The following is an 18,753-nucleotide window of genomic DNA, read 5'->3' as shown; positions in this document are numbered from 1 at the left end:
GGAACAAGACAATGCGTGCCCTCCAGCTTCTCGACGACCGCAAGCTCGAACTGACCGACATCCCGGAACCCGAGGCCCCCGGCCCGGGTGAGGTGACGTTGCGCGTAAAAGCCGTCGCGCTCAACCATATCGACGTCTGGGGCTGGCGCGGCATGGCGTTTGCCAAGCGCAAGATGCCGCTGGTCATCGGGGCGGAAGCCGCCGGCGTCGTCGAGACGCTCGGTCCGGGCGTCTCGAATGTGCTGCCCGGCCAGCTCGTCTCGATCTACGGTGCGCGCACCTGTGGTCTCTGCAAGCCCTGCCGCGAGAAGCGCGACAACCTCTGCGAACATGTCGGCGGCGTGCACGGTTTCCATCTCGATGGCTTCGCGCAGGAGAAGGTGAACCTTCCCGCCCGCCTGCTCGTTCCAGCACCCCCCGGCGTCGATGCGGTCGGCGCGGCGCTCGCGCCCGTCACCTTCGGCACGGTCGAGCACATGTTGTTCGACAATGCCAAGCTTCAGCCGGGTGAAACGATCCTTGTCCATGCCGGCGGCTCCGGCATCGGCACGGCGGCGATCCAGCTGGCCAAGAAGATCGGCTGCACCGTCATCACCACCGTCGGCTCGAACGACAAGATCGAGAAGGCGAAGGCGCTCGGTGCCGACCACGTCATCAACTATCGCGAGGATCGCTTTGAAGGCGTCGTGCGCAAGCTGACCAGGAAGAAGGGCGTCGATGTCGTCTTCGAACATGTCGGCAAGGATACCTGGGCGGGCTCCATGCTCTGCATGAAGCGCGGCGGCCGTCTCGTCACCTGCGGCTCCACCTCGGGCGTTTCCACCGACATGAACCTGATGATGCTGTTCCAGCAGCAGCTCAAGCTGCTCGGTTCGTTCGGTTGCCGCATGGAAAACATGGCGGATGCCATGCAGAAGATGGCGCAGGGCCTCGTGCATCCGGTCATCGACACGGAAGTGACTTTCGACGGCATCGAGACCGCGCTGGAGCGCATGGAATCGCGCCAGATCTTCGGCAAGATCGTCCTCAGACTGGATTGATCCGATGAAGATGCTCGTCACACGCCTCGTCCTGGCGCTGCGCAACACCAAGGACTGGCTGGTGGCGCAGTTCGCCTTCGGCCTGCTCAATCTTCTAAAATTGTTTCCGGCGGATGGGGCGATCAATTTCGCTGACCGTCTTGTGCGCTGGATCGGGCCGAAGACGAGCCGGCACAAGCTGACGCTGACCAATCTGCGCAATGCTTTCCCGGAAAAATCCGAGGCGGACATCCAGGCGATCGCGCTCGACGCCTGGGGCAATATGGGCCGGCTTGCCGCGGAGTATGTCTTCCTCGACAAGCTGTTCGACTTTGACCCGGAAAAGACGACGCCGGGTCGTATCGAAGTGTCCGGCATTCCGCTTTTCGTGGACCTGCGCGACAATCCGCGCCCCTTCATCGTCTTTACTGCCCATAGCGGTAATTTCGAGCTGCTGCCGGTCGCCGGCGCCGCTTTCGGGCTGGATGTGACGGTGCTCTTCCGCCCGCCGAACAATCCTTATGTCGCCGAAAAGGTGTTCGAATTCCGGCGTGCGCGCATGGGGCACCTCGTGCCTTCGCATGCCGGCTCTTCCTTCACGCTGGCGCGCAAGCTCGATGCCGGCGGGCCGGTCGGCGTGCTCGTCGACCAGAAGTTCACCAAAGGCTTGCCGACGAAATTCTTCGGGCGCGACGTGCAGACCAATCCCCTTCTGGCCAAGCTGGTGCGCCAGTTCAATTGCGAGGTCTATCCGGCGCGCTGCATCCGTCTGCCTGATAATCGCTACCGGCTGGAGCTCGAGCCGGCGATGGACATCCCGCGCAAGGAGAACGGTGCAGTCGATGTCGATGCGACGGCACAGATGCTGAACGACAAGGTCGAACAGTGGGTGCGGGAATATCCCGGCCAATGGCTCTGGTATCACGATCGCTGGAATATCAAGCGTTCCCTTATTACTTGAGCACTTATAATTTCTTCCTTCATGTTCAATTTTGAACGTGTTCATTATTTCGAAAACACGCAATTTTATCAAATATGGGTTTGACATCCTCTTCTACGCTGTTACCATTTTGCTAATGTAAGCGCTTTGGATAGCGAAATTCAGGGAGGTGACGGTCAAAACCGTATCTTATTTCCGGACAGGTTAAATAATGTAAGTGATCAAATTGCTGTAGATTTCAGCAATTCAGGGAGCATGAATTGAAAGCTCTTGTAGAGTTGTTCTGGTTTAAGTATTCGCAACTCCAGCACGCAATAAAGACTGGAAATGAACGTCTTGTTGCCATGCTGGACAGGGAAATTGAGCCGGCTCTGGCAGCCGTGCTGCACAAGGAGGCCTCCGACGTCTCCGATCTCAAGCTCCAGTTCCAGTTCGTGGTGGATCTGCTTCGCGAAGAAGCGGAGGACAAGGCCTGCGTGCTCCGGCAGGCGCATAATTTCAAGCTTCTGCTCGATCGTTATTTCGGCAACGAGGAGACGTCGCGCCCCTTCCGCGTCGAGTTTCCCGAGGCGCGCCGCCCGGTGGTGTCACCGCGGGTGATGGAAGATGGCCTGATCAACGAGGCGATCCTCGACAGCCTGCCGGACCGCGTGGCGGTGATAACGACGGATTACCGTTATCTCTATTCGAACCCGCTGAATGCGGGGAGTTTCAGCGAGAAGCCCATTGATCTCGTCGGGCGCCATATCGTTGAATTCATCGGCATGCAGCGTTTTGACGGCCGCGTGAAGCGACACCTGGATCGCTGTTTTGCGGGCGAGATCGTCGAATATGACTATATCTCACCACGACGGGGTTCGACCGTCACGCGCTGCCGCATGACGCCCTGCCTGTCTGCCGTCGGCAATGTGCTCGGCGCCATTCTCGTGCTGCAGGACGTGCTGGAGGCACGCGGGCCCATCGCCGCCTGAGCGTCAGGAGGCCAACCGGTCGCCGCGCAGCATGAACTGTTGCTCGAAGGCAATATGCCGCCGGATCGACTCGAAGAAGCCGCGGAGCATGTAGCCCGCGGCTTCCGCGTTGACCGTGCCGTCACCGCTCCCCAGCCGTGTGAGCGTATCGGTCAGTTCCTCCGCGAAGCACTCGTCCTCGACATGCTCGAATTTTAGCCGCGCGATGGAGGAGACAAGTTCCCCGTCGCCGGATGCCTGGCGCTCGAGAAGCGGGAAGACGGCTTCCTCTTCATAGCGATGAACGCCATTGACAAGCGGAATCAATGATTTGGCGGCATATATGCACTTCTGCCGGTTGACGTTGGCCGGCAGGCTGTCGGCGATTTCCTCAAGCGCCGTGCAGAGCGTCAGCTGGGCGTCATGGGCCTTCTTCAGCCAGTCGAGCGAAACGGCGTCCGTCGGGCGATCCGAAAGCAGCCGGGCGATACCATTGTAATCCGTCATCTCGTGTTCCCTCGTTGGGGGAGGGCCGCGCCGTCGTCCGACGTGCGGCTGCGTCAACCTGTCCTTTGATGCCGCCCGCTTCCGTATCGTGCCTTGATCCATGTCAAGGATGCTTCCTTACGCATCTGCGAAGGCTCAATCGAGCGCAAAGGCCGATTCCGTGTGGGAGCCGGTCGATGCGGGACCTTGACCAGTTGGGGGATGCCAACGTGAAATACTTGACCGAAACGATTATCCTCGCTGTAGGAGCGTTCCTTGCGCTTCTCGGTGCGGCCTTTGCCCATGACCGGCTCTTCGAGAGCCATATGTGGGTTCTCTTCTTCGTGCTCCTCGGGGCAACGATTCTCATGGTGCGGCACATCACGTTCGCGCCCGCATCGCCCGTATTGCCGTCGCACGACGGCGACGGTTATTTCGACGAGGTCATCAAGTACGGCGTCATCGCGACGGTATTCTGGGGCGTCGTCGGCTTCCTGGTGGGCGTCGTCATCGCCGCCCAGCTGGCCTTCCCCGATCTCAACATCGAACCCTGGCTGAACTTCGGGCGCACACGTCCGCTGCACACCTCGGCCGTCATCTTCGCCTTCGGCGGCAATGCGCTGATCGCCACCTCGTTCTATGTCGTGCAGCGTACCTCGCGCGCGCGCCTGTTCGGCGGCAATCTCGGCTGGTTCGTGTTTTGGGGCTATCAGCTCTTCATCGTCATGGCCGCCACCGGCTATCTGCTCGGCATCACGCAGGGCAGGGAATATGCCGAGCCGGAATGGTATGTCGACCTGTGGCTGACCGTCGTCTGGGTCGCCTATCTGATCGCCTTCCTCGGCACGATCATGACCCGTAAGGAACCGCACATCTATGTGGCCAACTGGTTCTATCTCGGCTTCATCGTCACCGTCGCCATGCTGCATATCGTCAACAACCTGGCCGTCCCGGTCTCGTTCCTTGGCGTGAAGAGCTATTCGGCCTTCTCGGGCGTGCAGGATGCGCTGACCCAGTGGTGGTACGGCCACAATGCTGTGGGCTTCTTCCTGACGGCCGGCTTCCTCGGCATGATGTATTATTTCGTGCCCAAGCAGGTGAACCGCCCGGTCTACTCCTACCGCCTGTCGATCATCCACTTCTGGGCCCTGATCTTCATGTATATCTGGGCCGGGCCGCACCATCTGCACTATACCGCGCTGCCGGACTGGGCGCAGACACTCGGCATGGTCTTCTCGATCATGCTCTGGATGCCCTCGTGGGGCGGCATGATCAACGGCCTGATGACGCTCCAGGGCGCCTGGGACAAGATCCGTACCGACCCGATCGTGCGCATGATGGTCATGGCCATCGCCTTCTACGGCATGGCGACCTTCGAAGGTCCGATGATGTCGATCAAGTCGGTCAACTCGCTCAGCCATTACACGGACTGGACGATCGGCCACGTTCACTCGGGTGCGCTCGGCTGGAACGGCCTTATCACCTTCGGCGCGGTCTATTTCCTCGTTCCGAAACTGTGGAAGAGAGAGCGGCTCTATTCGATCCGCATGGTCAACTGGCACTTCTGGCTCGCCACCCTCGGCATCGTCGTCTACGCGGCCGTCATGTGGGTTGCCGGCATCCAGCAGGGCCTGATGTGGCGCGAATACGACGAACAGGGCTTCCTGGTCTATTCGTTCGCCGAAACGATCGCAGCCATGTTCCCCTACTACGTGCTGCGTGCCGTCGGCGGCGGGCTGTTCCTCCTGGGGGCTCTCATCATGGCCTACAACGTGACCATGACAATCCTCGGCTACCAGCGTGACGAGGCCCCGATCCCGGGCGCCGCACCCGCGCTCCAGCCGGCCGAATAGGAGGGGACACGATGTCCATTCTTGATAAACACGCCATCCTCGAACGCAACGCCACGCTCCTTCTCGTCGGCTCGCTCCTCGTGGTCTCCATCGGCGGCATCGTCGAGATCGCCCCGCTGTTCTACCTGGAGAACACCATCGAGAAGGTGGAGGGCATGCGGCCTTACTCGCCGCTCGAACTCGCCGGCCGCGATATCTATGTCCGCGAAGGCTGCTACGTCTGTCATAGCCAGATGATCCGCCCCTTCCGCGACGAGGTGGAGCGCTACGGGCACTACTCGCTGGCGGCGGAGTCGATGTACGACCATCCGTTCCAGTGGGGCTCGAAGCGCACGGGGCCGGATTTGGCCCGCGTCGGCGACCGCTACTCGAACGAGTGGCACGTCCAGCATCTGGTCGAGCCGCGTTCGGTCGTGCCGGAATCGGTGATGCCGAGCTACGCCTTCCTCAAGGAGACGCCCATCGAGGTGAAGAACATCTCGATGCACCTGTCGGCCAATCGCGCCGTCGGCGTGCCCTATACGGACGAGATGCTCGAAAACGCCGAGGCCGACATGAAGGCGCAGGCCGATCCGAATGCCGATACATCAGGCATCGAGGCCCGCTACCCGAAGGCCAAGCTCGGCGATTTCGACGGCGATCCGACGAAGCTCACCGAAATGGACGCGCTCGTCGCCTATCTGCAGATGCTCGGCACGCTGGTGGACTTCTCCACCTATGACGATGCCGCCGGCTATCGCTGAGGAGGAGGCCATGGAAACCTATACCGCCATGCGCCACTTCGCCGACAGCTGGGGGCTTCTTGCCATGACGCTGTTCTTCCTGGCCGTCGTCGCCTTCGTCTTCCGCCCCGGCGCCCGCAAGGCCGCCGAACGGGCCGCTGAAATCCCTCTCAAGGAGGACTGATCATGGCCGAGAAACATATCGACGAAATCTCGGGTGTCGAAACCACCGGCCACGAATGGGACGGCATCCGCGAACTGAACAACCCGATGCCCCGCTGGTGGGTCTGGACCTTCTACGCCACGATCCTCTGGGCGATCGGCTATACCATTGCCTTTCCGGCCTGGCCGATGATCTCGGATGCGACCAAGGGCATGCTCGGCTGGTCGAGCCGTGCCAATATCGCGACGGAACTCGCAGAGGCCAAGCAGGCGCAGTCGGCGTTCACCGACCGCATCGCCAAGTCGTCGCTGCAGGAGATCATGGCCGATCCGCAGCTCTCGCAGTTCGCGATCTCGGGCGGCGCCTCGGCGTTCAAGGTCAACTGTGCGCAGTGCCACGGCTCGGGTGCAGCCGGCTTCGTCGGCTTCCCCAACCTCAATGACGACGACTGGGTCTGGGGTGGCACGGTGGACGATATCTACCAGACCATCGCCCACGGCATCCGCCATCCCGGCGACGACGAGACCCGTGTCTCGGAAATGCCGGCCTATGGCGAGATCCTCGAGCCCGACCAGGTCAAGCAGGTGGCCGCCTATGTCGTGAGCCTGACGGGCACCCCGTCGGATGTCGGTCTCGTCGAGCCTGGCAAGCAGATCTTCGCCGATAATTGCGCGGCCTGCCATGGCGAGGACGCCAAAGGCAACCGCGAGATGGGGGCTCCCAACCTCGCCGACGCCATCTGGCTGAAGGGCGAGGGGGAAGCGGCCATCGCCGCGCAGGTCCGCTCGCCCAAACACGGCGTCATGCCCGCCTGGCTACCGCGCCTCGGCGATCCCGCCGTCAAGCAGCTGGCCATCTTCGTCCACTCGCTGGGTGGGGGCGAGTAAGGGGCAGTCGCAAGGCGCAAGTTTAAGAAAGGCCGCGGGCAACCGCGGCCTTTTGCGTTTTCCGGCGGTGTTCGTTTTTGCCGCTCTCTTGTCTCTCACTTCGAGGGCAATAGGGCAGGTCCTTTCCTCTTTTGGAAGCAGACCCTCTCCGTCGTCATCCTCGGGCTTGACCCGAGGATCCATACATCCGCACCGTCTCGCTTGTGGCGTGGATCCTCGGGTCAAGCCCGAGGATGACGGGGAGAGTGTGGAGGGGGTAGAGAAAAATGAAGGATGATGAGGGGAGATAAAGCCGGATCGGCGCTAGGCAACCACCATGTTCCTGCCCGCTGATTTCGCCCGGTAGAGATTGCGGTCGGAGGCCGCGAGTGCCTCGGCGGGGTTGAAGCGGGGCGCGCAGTGGAAGGCACCGATGCTGATGGCGAGCGGGATGCGCTGGCTGGAGGGCGAGAACAGGTCGATCGCCTTCACCGCCTCGCGCACCATCTGGGAGTGCTCGAGCATGCGGTCCGGCGATGCGGCATGCAGGAAGATCGCGAACTCCTCGCCGCCAAGCCGCCCGACGATATCGCCGTCCCGTGCGAGATCCGAGAGCAGCGCGCCGACAAGGCCAAGCGCCTCGTCGCCCGTCGCATGGCCGAACCGGTCGTTGACCGACTTGAAGTGATCGACGTCGAGGAACAGCAGGCCGCCATAGGTGCCGGTCTGGCTCAGCGCCTCCAGCTCCGCCATGAAGGTCGCGCGGTTGAGCAGGCCGGTGAGCGCATCGCGCCGCGCCTGGTGCTGCAGACGGGCATAGGCATCGGCAAGCTCGTCCTTCGCGGCCGCAAGCGCCGTATTCGCCGAGCGCAGTTTTCCGCCGAGATAGAAATGCGCGAGCGAGGCGGGGATGGAGATGACGATCGGGCAGACGATCGTCATGACGAGCCCGGCGCCGGCGACCTTGCCGCCCATCAGGGGCACGAAGGCGAAGCTGATGAGAAGCGACGCCAGCATGGAGAGCACGGCGACCGCCAATGTCTTGCCGATGATTGTGTACATGAAACAGGCCCGCGTTCGGTTGATCGCAGGCCTGCCATAGGAGTGTCCGATTGAAAAAGCCTGAATTCCTTCGTTAAAAGGCGTCAGGGCTCTCACATTGACGTTAGGGGAGGTGAATTACCGGTCGGACCAGACCGCGAGTTCGTAGCCATCGGGGTCGGCGAACTGGAAACGCCGGCCGCCGGGGAAGGAGAAGATCGGCTTTTCGATCGTCCCGCCGGCCTCTTCGACGCGGCTAAGCGCGTCTTCCAGATCATCGGCAAACAGGATGACGAGCGGCCCGCCCTTGGCGGAGACCGGCGCCAGCGTCGTGAAGCCGCCGGTGAGGCGACCATCCTGGAATTCACAGTATTCCGCGCCGTAGTCGGTGAAGGTCCAGCCGAAGGCGCTGCCGTAGAAGGCCTTGCTCTTCGCGATGTCGGCGACGTTGAATTCGATATAGTCGATCTTGCGATCGGCACCCTTGCCACTCATCGCGGGCTCTCCTTGTCTTCCATCAGTCTCTTCAGCGTTTCGAGGTCGCGGGCGATATGCGCCGCATCCCTCTCGAAGGCCGCATCGTCCATATCCGGCTGGCGCAGCAGTGTGAACATCACTTCCGCCCCGTCGCCGTTCGGCACGACGCGTAGTGCGTTGTCGACCACGAGGCCATCTGGTAGCGTTACCCGGTGGTCGATGACGCCGAAATTGTTCGGCGGCGCAAACCGCACGCGCACATCGCCGATCGGGCCGCCATCGGCAATCCAGTCCTCACCGTCGCGAGTTAACCCGGCGGCGAGGCCGGAGGCCCAGAGCGGCATGTTTTCCGGTAGCGCGGCGAAGGCATAGACCGCGCGCCAGTCGCGCTCAATGGTCCGGTGGATGATGCGGGCCGTCGAGGTGGTCATTGTCGTCTCCTGTTGAAACGATCCTAAGCGATCGTGCGCACAAGTCTTGAACGAAACGGACAATCAGCTGCGCATCTGCCGCAGAATTTCACCGGGCGTCAGGCTGGTCAGGGAAAGCACGTCGCGACCCATGTGGGCCTGGTCGGCAAAACCGGTTTCGGCCGCGAGTTCGGCAAGTACGCTATCGCGCTCACCAATCCGCCCGAGCAGCTTTTGAAGCCGCAGGATGCGCGCGAGCGTTTTTGGGCCATAGCCGAATTCGGCGGTGCTGATGCGCCGCAGGGTGCGTTCCGTTACGCCAAGAGCGGCGGCAATACCCTCCGCCGGCGGGCGCTTGCACATCGCCTCTAACGCAGCGGCATTGTGGTGCATCGCCGGTAGATCGTGCATCTCCGCTGCGAAAACCCCTTGTAGCAGCTGGAGCCTGTTCATCGAACCGTCAGCGGCCAGCAGGCGATCATGATGAACGTTGAAACCACCCGGCCGCAGATCGTCGAAGGCGACGACCTTGCCGGTGAGGGCATCGAGATCACAGCGCAGCAGATGGCGCGCAATGCCTGGCTTGAAGCGCAGGCCAAGGATGGTCGCGCCGGGGCGCATGGGTGGAAACGCAGCCGTGCGGTCAGGTCCGGCGATCATGAAGCCCGCTTCCGTCCACAGCAGATCGACGCAGCCATCCGGCACCACGGCGACGCGCGTGGCATCGTTTTCAGCCGGCGCGCTGTGCAGCCAGGCGCAGCGAACGGTGCCGGCAAGGGCACCGGCGACCGTGAATTCGCGGTAAAAGCCATAGCGTTTGGCCAGGATCGTGCCCGTCATTCGCGTCCTTCCGTGCGGCAACCCGCCACGCCGTTCCCTGCTCAAAACTTGACGTAGATCAACGATAGCGCCGACCGTTGGCGTCATTGTGGTGGCACAACGACAGGTGCGGCCGAGTCCCATGCAGAAAAATACCACCACGATCTACAATTCCATCGAACGCCACGACGCGGAGCCCGTCAACTCGGCAAAGGTGCGCAAGCCGCTTTACGAGAAGCGCAAGAAGATCTTTCCCAAGCGCGCGGAGGGCCGTTTTCGGCAGTTCAAGTGGCTGGTGATGCTGATCACGCTCGGTATCTACTACCTGACCCCCTGGATCCGCTGGGATCGCGGCCCGCATGCGCCGGATCAGGCCGTGCTCGTCGATCTCGCCGGCCGGCGCTTTTATTTTTTCTTCATCGAGATATGGCCGCAGGAATTCTTCTTCGTCGCGGGCCTGCTCGTCATGGCTGGGTTCGGTCTCTTTCTCGTCACCTCGGCGGTCGGCCGGGCCTGGTGCGGTTATGCCTGTCCGCAGACCGTCTGGGTCGATCTCTTCCTCGTCGTCGAGCGCGCCATCGAGGGTGACCGCAATGCCCGCATCAAGCTCGATACCGGCCCCTGGACCCTCGACAAGGTCTGGAAGCGGGTCAGCAAACACGCCACCTGGCTGGTGATCGCAGTGGCGACCGGCGGCGCGTGGATTTTCTATTTTGCCGATGCTCCGACGCTGCTTGTCGATTTCGTGACGCTCAAGGCGCCGCCCGTCGCCTATATCACGGTCGCCATCCTGACCGCGACGACCTATGTGCTCGGTGGCCTGATGCGCGAGCAGGTCTGCACCTATATGTGCCCCTGGCCGCGTATCCAGGCGGCGATGCTGGATGAAAGCTCGCTCGTCGTCACCTACAACGACTGGCGCGGCGAACCGCGCACCCGCCATGCCAAGAAGGCGGTGGCGGCTGGCGAAAGCGTCGGCGATTGCGTGGATTGCAACGCCTGCGTCGTCGTCTGTCCCATGGGCATCGACATCCGCGACGGCCAACAGATGGAATGCATCACCTGCGCGCTCTGCATCGATGCCTGTGACAATGTCATGGACAAGATCGGCAAGGAGCGTGGCCTGATCGCCTATGCGACCCTATCGGACTACGCGGCCAACATGGCGCTGGCGACAGCAGGCGGTAGCGTGGCAATCGATCCCAAGCGCGTGCGCGATGCCGAAGGCAAATTCGATGACAAGATCCGGCACTTCGACTGGCGCATCATCTTCCGCCCTCGCACGCTGCTGTATTTCGGCATCTGGTCGCTGGCGGGCCTCGGTCTCGTTTTCGCACTGCTTTCGCGAGATCGACTGGATCTCAACGTCATCCACGACCGCAATCCGCAATTCGTCGTCGAATCGGATGGTTCGATCCGCAACGGTTACGCCGTGAAGCTGCTCAACATGATCCCCGAACCGCGTGTCATCACCGTCTCGATCGAAGGCATGCCGGGCGCGACCATGAAGATATCAGGGCATGACGGCGCCGACAGCCGCAGCGTCGATGTGCCCGTCGATCCGGACAAGGTGACGGCGCTGCGCGTCTTCGTCACCCTGCCGAAGGAAAAACTCGCCGAGGCCGGCGAAGGTTTCCAGATCATCGCCGAGGACCGACAGGGCCACGAGCGCGACCTCTATTCCGCCAATTTCAACACGCCGGGAGCAAAATGATGGCCACCAATAACAAGCAACAGCAGGGCTTCGTCTTCACCGGCTGGCACATGCTCGCCATCATGGTGCTGTTCTTCGGAACGATCATCACCGTCAATCTCATCATGGCCTGGAACGCCTCGCACAGCTGGAGCGGGCTCGTCGTGCAGAACACCTATGTCGCCAGCCAGCAGTTCAACGGCAAGGTGGCCGAGGCCAAGGCTTTAGCCGCAAGTGGTATCGAGGGCGACCTAGTGATCGAGGGTGGGCGCGTTACCTACCACGTCGTCGATGCCAAGGGTGAACCCCTCATCGCCGACGACATCGTCGCGACTTTCAAGCGCCCGGTCGATGAGCGCGAGGACTTTACGCTGGCGCTCACCGCGAAGGCGCCGGGGCTGTTCGTGGCCGAGCGCGATATCATGCCCGGCCAGTGGATCGTCGATATCAGCACGAAGCGCGACGGCACGAAGGTCTTTCACCAGACGGTGCGCACCGTTGTCGCGGGAGGCGTGAAATGAGTTGCTGCGCCCCCGGTACGGAAGGCATCCTGGACGCGGAGCGCGCCAATCACGCGCTTCCGTCGTCCGAGGAATTGATGCTGGCCAGCCGCCCGCTCGGTGAGGGACTGCGCCAGAGCGATCTCAGCGTGCCCGGCGTGCATTGCGGCACCTGCATCACGACTGTCGAAGGTGCGGTGAAGGCCTTGCCGGAAGTGGCGAGCGCGCGCGTTAATCTCTCGACCCGCCGCGTCTCTGTGGTCTGGAAGGAAGAGGTCGCCGGCCGGCGTACCGATCCGCAGGCCATCGCCGCCGCCATCGCCGCGACGGGCTACGACACACATCTCTTCGCGCTCGGCGCGGAAGGCGACGACCGCCTGCGCAACCAGCTGATCCGCGCCGTCGCCGTCGCCGGTTTTGCGGCAACCAACATCATGCTGCTGTCGGTCTCCGTATGGTCCGGCGCAGAGGATGCGACGCGCGATCTCTTCCATTGGATTTCCGCCTTCATCGCCGGCCCGACGCTGATCTATTCCGGCCGCTTCTTCTACCAGTCCGCCTGGAATGCGCTGCGCCACGGCCGCACCAATATGGATGTGCCGATCGCGCTCGCCATCACGCTCTCCTATGCCGTCTCGCTGTGGGAGACGCTGCACAGCGCCGAACATGCCTGGTTCGATGCCACCGTCAGCCTGCTATTCTTCCTGTTGATCGGCCGCACGCTCGATCATGTCATGCGTGATCGCGCCCGCTCGGCCATAACGGGCCTTGCCCGCCTTTCACCGCGCGGCGCCATGGTCGTGCGCCCGGATGGCAGCCGCGACTATCGCCCCGTCGAGGATATCGCGGTCGGGGAGCACCTCTCCATCGCCGCGGGCGAGCGTATTCCCGTCGATTGCCGTGTGCTCTCGGGCGCGAGCGATGTCGACCGCTCCATCGTCAATGGCGAGAGCGATCCGCTGGCCGCGCAGCCCGGTACGCAGCTGGAGGCCGGCGCGATGAACCTCACCGGCTCGCTGCTGGTGGAGGCGGTCGCCACCGCGCGCAATTCCTTCCTGTCGGAGGTCATCGGCCTGATGGAGGCCGCCGAAGGGGGCAGGGCGCGCTACCGGCGCATCGCCGACCGCGCCGCGCAAATCTATTCGCCGGCCGTGCATCTGCTGGCGCTCGTCTCCTTCCTCGGCTGGGGCTTTTATGACGGCGACTGGAAACATGCCATGCTGGTCGCCATCGCGGTCCTTATCATCACCTGCCCCTGCGCGCTCGGCCTTGCCGTGCCCGTCGTGCAGGTCGTGGCGGCTGGTCGGCTCTTTGCCGGCGGCGTGATGGTCAAGGATGGTTCGGCCATGGAGCGCCTTGCCGAAATCGACACCGCTGTTTTCGACAAGACCGGCACGCTGACGCTCGGCAAGCCACGCCTCGTTGATCGCGACAAGCTCAACCGCGCCAATCTCGCGCTCGCCGCCGCCCTTGCCGCTCATTCGCGCCACCCGCTCTCGCTTGCCTTGGCCGGCGCCGTCAATGGCCCGACACCGGTCATCGATGCGGTCAGGGAGGTTGCCGGCGGCGGCCTTGAGGCGGAAACCCCGCAGGGCCTGCTGCGCCTCGGCAACCGCGCCTTTGCCGCCGGCAAGGCCGTGGAAGGCGAGGAGGGGCATGGGCTTTCGGAAGTCGTGCTGTCGCGCGATGGCGCGGTGCTGGAAACCTTCCGTTTCGAAGATGCCGTGCGCACCGGAGCCGCCGAGGCGATCGGCGCCCTCAAGCAGGAGGGCATCGATATGGCGATCCTGTCGGGCGACCGCGCGCCAGCCGTCGGTCGCATCGCCGGGGCGCTCGGCATTGCCCGCTGGCGCGCTGCGCTTTCGCCACGCGAAAAGACCGAGGCCGTCGCCGAGCGCGCGGCCAGCGGCCACCGCGTGCTGATGGTCGGCGACGGCATCAACGATGCGCCGGCGCTCGCTGCCGCCCATGTCTCGATTGCGCCGGCAACGGCCGCCGATGTCGGCCGGCAGGCCGCCGATTTCGTCTTCCTGCATGAAAGCCTCGAAGCCGTGCCCTTCGCCTATGAGACCGCGCGCCGCGCCGGCAACCTGATCCGTCAGAATTTCGCACTCGCCATCGGCTACAATGTCATCGCCGTGCCGATCGCCATTCTCGGCCATGCCACGCCGCTGATAGCGGCCGTCGCCATGTCCACATCGTCGATCATCGTGGTGGTCAATTCGCTTCGTCTGCGCGGACGGCTGCCGGCCTTTGCAGCACGCGCGGCGGACGAAGCCCGTCCGGTCAAACCTCTGGTGCAAGCCGCATGAACACGCTGATTTTTCTCATCCCCATCGCGCTCTTCCTCGGTGCGCTCGGCCTGGGCGCCTTCCTCTGGTCGCTGAAGAGCGGCCAGTATGACGATGTCGAAGGGGCGGCCTGGCGGGTGCTCGACGACGGCGACGACCGGCCCGGCCGCTGATTTCAAACCATTCTAAAAACGCTGTTTCACCAAACATTTGCTTGTCGTAAATCGATTTGAATGCCAAAACACCAGCGCTGGAGCACAGCTCCCAAATGCTCTTTTCAGCGCGGCGTTTTCGGCAGCGAGCCGGAAAACTTCCCCCGCCGCGCCATCCTACGGAGGTATGAACGTGGCACAGGCGGAAATCGGGCTTATCGGTCTCGGTGTTATGGGATCGAACCTTGCGCTCAACATTGCCGAGAAAGGCAACAAGATCGCGGTCTTCAACCGCACGGTCGCGCGCACCAAGGAATTCTACGAGGAGGCCGGCGACCTCAAGGGCCAGATCGTGCCCTGTGAGACGATCGAAGAGTTCGTCGCCGCCATCCGCCCGCCGCGTCCGATCATCATCATGATCCAGGCCGGTGCGGCCGTGGACCAGCAGATGGAACTGCTGCGCCCCTATCTCGAAAACAACGACATCATGATCGATGCCGGCAATGCCAATTTCCGCGATACGATGCGCCGTTTCGATGCACTGAAGGATTCGGGCCTGACCTTCATCGGCATGGGCGTTTCCGGCGGTGAAGAAGGCGCGCGCCACGGCCCGTCCATCATGGTCGGCGGCACGGAAGCCTCCTGGAAGCGCGTCGAGAAGGTGCTGACTTCGATTTCCGCCAAGTACAACGACGATCCGTGCGTCGCCTGGCTCGGTGAAAATGGTGCCGGCCATTTCGTCAAGACTATCCACAATGGCATCGAATATGCCGACATGCAGATGATTGCCGAAATCTACGGCATCCTGCGCGACGGCCTGAAGATGAGCGCCACCGAGATCGGTGAGGTCTTCGGCCAGTGGAACAAGGGGCGCCTGGAATCCTACCTGATCGAGATCACCGAAAAGGTTCTCGCCGCCAAAGACCCGATCGCCGGTGGCCCGATGGTCGACATGATCCTCGACAAGGCCGGCCAGAAGGGTACGGGCAAGTGGTCCGCCATTGAGGCCCAGAACATGGGTGTGCCGGCAACCGGCATTGAAGCCGCCGTTGCCGCCCGCTCCATCTCCTCTTTCAAGAGCGAGCGTGAAGCGGCCGAAAAGATCCTCGGCCTGCCGGATGTGCCGGTGCTTCAGGTCGCCGACAAGGCCGCCTTCATCAAGGACCTCGAAAGCGCGCTTCTCGCCGGCAAGATCGGCGCCTATGCGCAGGGTTTCGCCGTGATGGCCGCCGCCTCGAAGGAATATAACTGGAACCTGCCGATGCCGACGATTGCCAAAATCTGGCGCGCCGGCTGCATCATCCGTTCGCAGTTCCTCGACGAGATCACCAGCGCCTTCACCAAGGCGCCGGATGCGGCAAACCTCATCGTTACCCCGGCCTTCGCAACGATGGTCAAGGACACGGATGCGGCGCTCCGCCGCGTCGTCTCCGCCGCCGCCCTGCATGGCCTGCCGGTTCCGGCACTTGCCTCCGCGCTCGGCTATTTCGACAGCTACCGCCGCGGCCGCGGCACGGCGAACATCATCCAGGCTCAGCGCGACTTCTTCGGTGCGCACGGCTTCGATCGCCTCGACGGCGCCGACAGCCACCATGGCCCGTGGGGCTCCGGCCTCAACGCTTGAAAATGAAAAGGCCCGGTCGAGAGACCGGGCCTTTTGCTTTGAGGCATCAAGCGTAGAGGCCGCGAAGATGTGGGCCGGCCGCGCTTTCCGGTACGGCTGTGGGCGCAAGCGCCACCCGTGCCTTGGGCGGCGGCATCCGTGTGCCGACGGTAAAGAGGATGGCGCTTCCAACGGCAAAGCCCGCGTAGAGCAGGAACATGCCGGGACCGCCGAAAGTGCCGAGCATCAGGCCGCCGAAGGTCGGGCCGACGAAGTTGCCGACGGTCGAGAAGGAGTGCGCGCCGAAATAGCCGCCCCTATTGTGGTCGTTCGAGATGCCGTCGACCAGCATGTATTCCGATGGAACGACCAGGATTTCGCCGATGGTGAAGACGGCCATCGACAACGCGAGGCCCCACAGGCCGCTGGAGAAGAGGAAGCCGAGTTCGCCGGCAAGGAACAGCAGACAGCCGGCCACGAGCGCGTTGAGTGCGCCCATGCGCTTGATGAAGCGGTGCGAAAACGGACTGCCAAACAGCACGACGGCCCCGTTGATGGAGATGATATAGGCGAAGATTTCCACGCCGCCGGGAATGTTGGCGGAAAGGTAGGGGGCGAGCGTCGCCGACAATTGACCATAGACGGCGACCAGCAGCGTGCCGCCGCCGACGAAGAAGGCAAGGCGCGGATCACGCGTGGCGGTCCTGACGTTCTGGAGCACGGAGATCCGGGGTGCTGCGGCCCGCTCGCCGCCTTGCTGCGGCAGCGGAACCTTGAGCAGATGCACGGCGAGCGCAAACAGCGCATAGCCGCTGCCTGCGATGATGAAGAGTGTCGTGGACGCGGCACCCGCAGCAATCGCGATCAGCGGGCCGACGGCAAAGCCGAAATTGATGGCCGCGTAGCGCCAGGAAAAATATTTGAGGCGCACCGGTTCCGGGCATACGTCGCTCATCAGCGCGCGTGAGATCGGCTCGTTGATCGACGCGGCGACGGCGGCGGTGATCTGCGCCAGGCAGAAGGCGAGAACGGTTTCCGCAATCCCCATGCCGATCATGGCGAGCGCCATGGAAAGCAGGGTGAGGGTGAGCATGGTCTTGCGCCCTACCTTGTCCGACAGGGAGCCCGCGAACGGTGCCGCGATGGCGCCCAGCAGAGGGCCGACGCCGAGCAGCGCGCCGATCATCGCCGGCCCGAGGCCGAAGGTCTGCTGAAGTTTGACGGCAAGGAACAAAAGCGTCATCGCCCGCGCGATGTTCACGAGCCCTGCGCCCGCGATGAGGAACAACGCATAGTTCCGTCTCTGCTTTTCGTATTCCATCGCCATCCCCAGTTACCGGTCGCGAATGCTCCGCGATTCAGGCCGCGGCCTTGCGATGCCGGAAAAACCGGCGATCCGCAACGGCTATTAATGGCTACGGAAACGATGCGATCAGATCTCGTCTGTCGCGATCGGATAGCTCAGCGTCTGCAATTCTTCCGCGGGAATGCCCTCGATGCGGGCGATGACGGCCTTGGCGAGCTCCCGGCCGGCAAGGCGGATGTCCTCGCGCATGGTCGCGACCTCAGGGCGCAGCCATTGCAGGAACATGTGGGGTTCCTTGGACACCATGTCGACGTCCTGGCCGAGCTTTTTGCCGGTTGCCTCCAGCGCCGCGATGAGCGCCACCGCGCCGCCGCCGCTGCCCGCGACGATACCGTCAGGGGCATCCGGGCCGCTGAACAGTGTTTCGGCGGCCTTGCGGATATCGACGAGATTGTTGTCGAGATTGACGGTGTTGAACGGAATGGCCGTCGCGCCGAAATCGCGAACGCCGCGTTCGAAACCGCCATGCATGTGCAGATAAAAGGTCAGATAGGGCGGCGGCTGCAGCAGCACGAGCCGCTTGCGGCCCATTTCTGTGAGTTTTCGCACGGCCTCGTACGCAAAACGCTCGTTGTCGAAGTCGTGATAAGGGTGGACGAGCCCCATCTCCGTACGGCCATGCGTCACAAAGGGAAAGTTGCGCTCCATCATCATGGCGACGCGCGGGTCCTTCGGCTCGGTGCGCGAGATGATGACGCCGTCGGCGGCGCCCGTTTCCAGAACGTAGCGCACGGGATCGAGTGCATTGCCCTGGGTGCGGTAGGGTGTCACGACCAGATGATACTGCGTCGAGGCGAGTATCTCCGAGATGCCGATAACCATCGGGCTCGTCAGGCCCATGATCTCTTCCTCGAGGCTGAGGATCAGGCTGATGACATTGGTCTTGCCGGTGCGAAGACGCACGCCGGCGCGGTTGGGCTGGTAGCCGATCTGCCGTGCAACGAGCCGCACACGCTCCTTCGTCTCGGCGCTGATGTCGGACGCATCTTTCAGGGCGCGGGAGACGGTGGTGATGCCAAGGCCGGTCATGAAGGCGATCGTCTTCAGCGTCGGCCGCTCATTGGAGGGCGGAAGCGCTGCCGCCTGGCCCTCGCTCTTCTTGTTGTCCATCCCCTGCCTGCACCTCTCCATATGAGCGGCCGGTTATACATCTTTTAACCCCGGCCGCTACTCCCTCCAGAAGCTACCTACAAATCTGTAACGATACAGGTGTTTTGTCGAGGTGAAATTTCCTGAAATTTGCAGATACCCTCATTCGGGTAGCGTATTGCGCCGCAAACCGGCAATTTTTGCGGTCGCGAAATCTGCGTCATGGACTCGTCTGTTTTCTTCGGAATATATCATTTATATTCAGTATTTTAGTTTCATATATCCATGTTTTTGGAAAGCAGCTTTCGGGCGA

General features: G+C 62.6%; 19 protein-coding genes. 12 read left to right on the top strand and 7 right to left on the bottom strand.

Annotated features, from left to right (window positions below; genetic code table 11):
- Positions 1–11 precede the first annotated feature (11 nt).
- The 3 genes from MUU55_RS02780 to MUU55_RS02770 all read left to right on the top strand — a co-directional run bounded on the left by MUU55_RS02780 (position 12) and on the right by MUU55_RS02770 (position 2,930).
- Positions 12–1,040: a zinc-binding dehydrogenase gene (locus MUU55_RS02780; RefSeq protein ID WP_244759234.1), complete on the top strand. Its 1,029-nt coding sequence runs from the start codon at positions 12–14 to the stop codon at positions 1,038–1,040.
- A 10-nt stretch (positions 1,041–1,050) separates the two neighbouring features.
- A complete protein-coding gene (locus MUU55_RS02775; RefSeq protein ID WP_244759853.1) occupies positions 1,051–1,980 on the top strand; it encodes a lipid A biosynthesis lauroyl acyltransferase in 930 nt (309 codons plus the stop codon).
- A gap of 323 nt (positions 1,981–2,303) precedes the next feature.
- Positions 2,304–2,930, top strand: a complete 627-nt coding sequence (locus tag MUU55_RS02770) for a PAS domain-containing protein (RefSeq protein WP_244759233.1) — start codon at positions 2,304–2,306, stop codon at positions 2,928–2,930.
- 3 nt (positions 2,931–2,933) lie between these two features.
- On the opposite strand, the gene MUU55_RS02765 is transcribed toward MUU55_RS02770, so the two are convergent.
- On the bottom strand, positions 2,934–3,416 hold the full coding sequence (locus tag MUU55_RS02765; protein WP_244759232.1) for a hemerythrin domain-containing protein: 483 nt from the start codon (positions 3,414–3,416) through the stop codon (positions 2,934–2,936).
- 209 nt (positions 3,417–3,625) lie between these two features.
- Between MUU55_RS02765 and ccoN the strand changes: the two genes are divergently transcribed.
- The 4 genes from ccoN to ccoP are packed head-to-tail and all read left to right on the top strand — an operon-like array spanning position 3,626 to position 7,020.
- Entirely contained in the window at positions 3,626–5,248 is a 1,623-nt protein-coding gene (gene ccoN / locus MUU55_RS02760) for a cytochrome-c oxidase, cbb3-type subunit I (RefSeq protein WP_244759852.1), read from the top strand.
- A gap of 11 nt (positions 5,249–5,259) precedes the next feature.
- Positions 5,260–5,991, top strand: coding sequence for a cytochrome-c oxidase, cbb3-type subunit II (gene ccoO, locus MUU55_RS02755; RefSeq protein ID WP_244759231.1), 732 nt, complete (start codon positions 5,260–5,262; stop codon positions 5,989–5,991).
- Between the two features lie 10 nt (positions 5,992–6,001).
- Complete coding sequence (locus MUU55_RS02750; RefSeq protein ID WP_244759230.1) at positions 6,002–6,154, top strand: cbb3-type cytochrome c oxidase subunit 3; 153 nt, start codon at positions 6,002–6,004, stop codon at positions 6,152–6,154.
- Positions 6,155–6,156: 2 nt separating this feature from the next.
- A complete protein-coding gene (ccoP, locus tag MUU55_RS02745; RefSeq protein WP_244759229.1) occupies positions 6,157–7,020 on the top strand; it encodes a cytochrome-c oxidase, cbb3-type subunit III in 864 nt (287 codons plus the stop codon).
- A gap of 303 nt (positions 7,021–7,323) precedes the next feature.
- On the opposite strand, the gene MUU55_RS02740 is transcribed toward ccoP, so the two are convergent.
- From MUU55_RS02740 to MUU55_RS02725, 4 genes are all read right to left on the bottom strand, one after another.
- A complete protein-coding gene (locus tag MUU55_RS02740; protein WP_244759228.1) occupies positions 7,324–8,061 on the bottom strand; it encodes a GGDEF domain-containing protein in 738 nt (245 codons plus the stop codon).
- Between the two features lie 117 nt (positions 8,062–8,178).
- Entirely contained in the window at positions 8,179–8,535 is a 357-nt protein-coding gene (locus tag MUU55_RS02735) for a VOC family protein (RefSeq protein ID WP_244759227.1), read from the bottom strand.
- Positions 8,532–8,948 (bottom strand): SRPBCC family protein, encoded by a 417-nt coding sequence (locus MUU55_RS02730; RefSeq protein WP_244759226.1) that lies wholly within the window; start codon positions 8,946–8,948, stop codon positions 8,532–8,534. The genes MUU55_RS02735 and MUU55_RS02730 overlap by 4 nt, the downstream gene beginning before the upstream one ends.
- 63 nt (positions 8,949–9,011) lie before the next feature.
- Positions 9,012–9,767 (bottom strand): AraC family transcriptional regulator, encoded by a 756-nt coding sequence (locus tag MUU55_RS02725; protein WP_244759225.1) that lies wholly within the window; start codon positions 9,765–9,767, stop codon positions 9,012–9,014.
- Between the two features lie 121 nt (positions 9,768–9,888).
- Here MUU55_RS02725 and ccoG point away from each other — a divergent pair, with 121 nt between their 5' ends.
- From ccoG to gndA, 5 genes are all read left to right on the top strand, one after another.
- Entirely contained in the window at positions 9,889–11,460 is a 1,572-nt protein-coding gene (gene ccoG / locus MUU55_RS02720; RefSeq protein ID WP_244759224.1) for a cytochrome c oxidase accessory protein CcoG, read from the top strand.
- Positions 11,460–11,960 (top strand): FixH family protein, encoded by a 501-nt coding sequence (locus MUU55_RS02715; protein WP_244759223.1) that lies wholly within the window; start codon positions 11,460–11,462, stop codon positions 11,958–11,960. Before ccoG ends, MUU55_RS02715 begins: the two co-directional genes overlap by 1 nt.
- Positions 11,957–14,251: a cation-translocating P-type ATPase gene (locus MUU55_RS02710; protein WP_244759222.1), complete on the top strand. Its 2,295-nt coding sequence runs from the start codon at positions 11,957–11,959 to the stop codon at positions 14,249–14,251. Before MUU55_RS02715 ends, MUU55_RS02710 begins: the two co-directional genes overlap by 4 nt.
- The gene (gene ccoS / locus MUU55_RS02705) at positions 14,248–14,403 is read left to right on the top strand and encodes a cbb3-type cytochrome oxidase assembly protein CcoS (protein WP_244759221.1); all 156 of its coding nucleotides are present in this window, start codon (positions 14,248–14,250) and stop codon (positions 14,401–14,403) included. The genes MUU55_RS02710 and ccoS overlap by 4 nt, the downstream gene beginning before the upstream one ends.
- Positions 14,404–14,575: 172 nt before the next feature.
- The gene (gene gndA / locus MUU55_RS02700; RefSeq protein ID WP_244759220.1) at positions 14,576–16,006 is read left to right on the top strand and encodes an NADP-dependent phosphogluconate dehydrogenase; all 1,431 of its coding nucleotides are present in this window, start codon (positions 14,576–14,578) and stop codon (positions 16,004–16,006) included.
- A 46-nt stretch (positions 16,007–16,052) separates the two neighbouring features.
- Here the strand turns inward: gndA and MUU55_RS02695 are convergent, their stop codons facing one another.
- Together MUU55_RS02695 and MUU55_RS02690 are read right to left on the bottom strand one after the other, a co-directional pair.
- Positions 16,053–17,306, bottom strand: coding sequence for an MFS transporter (locus MUU55_RS02695; protein WP_244759219.1), 1,254 nt, complete (start codon positions 17,304–17,306; stop codon positions 16,053–16,055).
- A 111-nt stretch (positions 17,307–17,417) separates the two neighbouring features.
- Positions 17,418–18,461 (bottom strand): LacI family transcriptional regulator, encoded by a 1,044-nt coding sequence (locus tag MUU55_RS02690; protein ID WP_244759218.1) that lies wholly within the window; start codon positions 18,459–18,461, stop codon positions 17,418–17,420.
- Positions 18,462–18,753 lie beyond the last annotated feature (292 nt).

The organism is Shinella curvata (assembly GCF_022899935.1).
GTDB classification, from domain to species: domain Bacteria; phylum Pseudomonadota; class Alphaproteobacteria; order Rhizobiales; family Rhizobiaceae; genus Shinella; species Shinella curvata.
This window is presented reverse-complemented; position numbering and strand designations above follow the sequence as displayed.

Bases quoted from the DNA above. Each gene is read 5' to 3' on its own strand.
- MUU55_RS02780 (WP_244759234.1), top strand. From the start codon at position 12: ATGCGTGCCCTCCAGCTTCTCGACGACCGCAAGCTCGAACTGACCGAC.
- MUU55_RS02775 (WP_244759853.1), top strand. From the start codon at position 1,051: ATGCTCGTCACACGCCTCGTCCTGGCGCTGCGCAACACCAAGGACTGG.
- MUU55_RS02770 (WP_244759233.1), top strand. From the start codon at position 2,304: ATGCTGGACAGGGAAATTGAGCCGGCTCTGGCAGCCGTGCTGCACAAG.
- MUU55_RS02765 (WP_244759232.1), bottom strand. From the start codon at position 3,416: ATGACGGATTACAATGGTATCGCCCGGCTGCTTTCGGATCGCCCGACG.
- ccoO (WP_244759231.1), top strand. From the start codon at position 5,260: ATGTCCATTCTTGATAAACACGCCATCCTCGAACGCAACGCCACGCTC.
- MUU55_RS02750 (WP_244759230.1), top strand. From the start codon at position 6,002: ATGGAAACCTATACCGCCATGCGCCACTTCGCCGACAGCTGGGGGCTT.
- ccoP (WP_244759229.1), top strand. From the start codon at position 6,157: ATGGCCGAGAAACATATCGACGAAATCTCGGGTGTCGAAACCACCGGC.
- MUU55_RS02740 (WP_244759228.1), bottom strand. From the start codon at position 8,061: ATGTACACAATCATCGGCAAGACATTGGCGGTCGCCGTGCTCTCCATG.
- MUU55_RS02735 (WP_244759227.1), bottom strand. From the start codon at position 8,535: ATGAGTGGCAAGGGTGCCGATCGCAAGATCGACTATATCGAATTCAAC.
- MUU55_RS02730 (WP_244759226.1), bottom strand. From the start codon at position 8,948: ATGACCACCTCGACGGCCCGCATCATCCACCGGACCATTGAGCGCGAC.
- MUU55_RS02725 (WP_244759225.1), bottom strand. From the start codon at position 9,767: ATGACGGGCACGATCCTGGCCAAACGCTATGGCTTTTACCGCGAATTC.
- ccoG (WP_244759224.1), top strand. From the start codon at position 9,889: ATGCAGAAAAATACCACCACGATCTACAATTCCATCGAACGCCACGAC.
- MUU55_RS02715 (WP_244759223.1), top strand. From the start codon at position 11,460: ATGGCCACCAATAACAAGCAACAGCAGGGCTTCGTCTTCACCGGCTGG.
- MUU55_RS02710 (WP_244759222.1), top strand. From the start codon at position 11,957: ATGAGTTGCTGCGCCCCCGGTACGGAAGGCATCCTGGACGCGGAGCGC.
- ccoS (WP_244759221.1), top strand. From the start codon at position 14,248: ATGAACACGCTGATTTTTCTCATCCCCATCGCGCTCTTCCTCGGTGCG.
- MUU55_RS02695 (WP_244759219.1), bottom strand. From the start codon at position 17,306: ATGGAATACGAAAAGCAGAGACGGAACTATGCGTTGTTCCTCATCGCG.
- MUU55_RS02690 (WP_244759218.1), bottom strand. From the start codon at position 18,461: ATGGACAACAAGAAGAGCGAGGGCCAGGCGGCAGCGCTTCCGCCCTCC.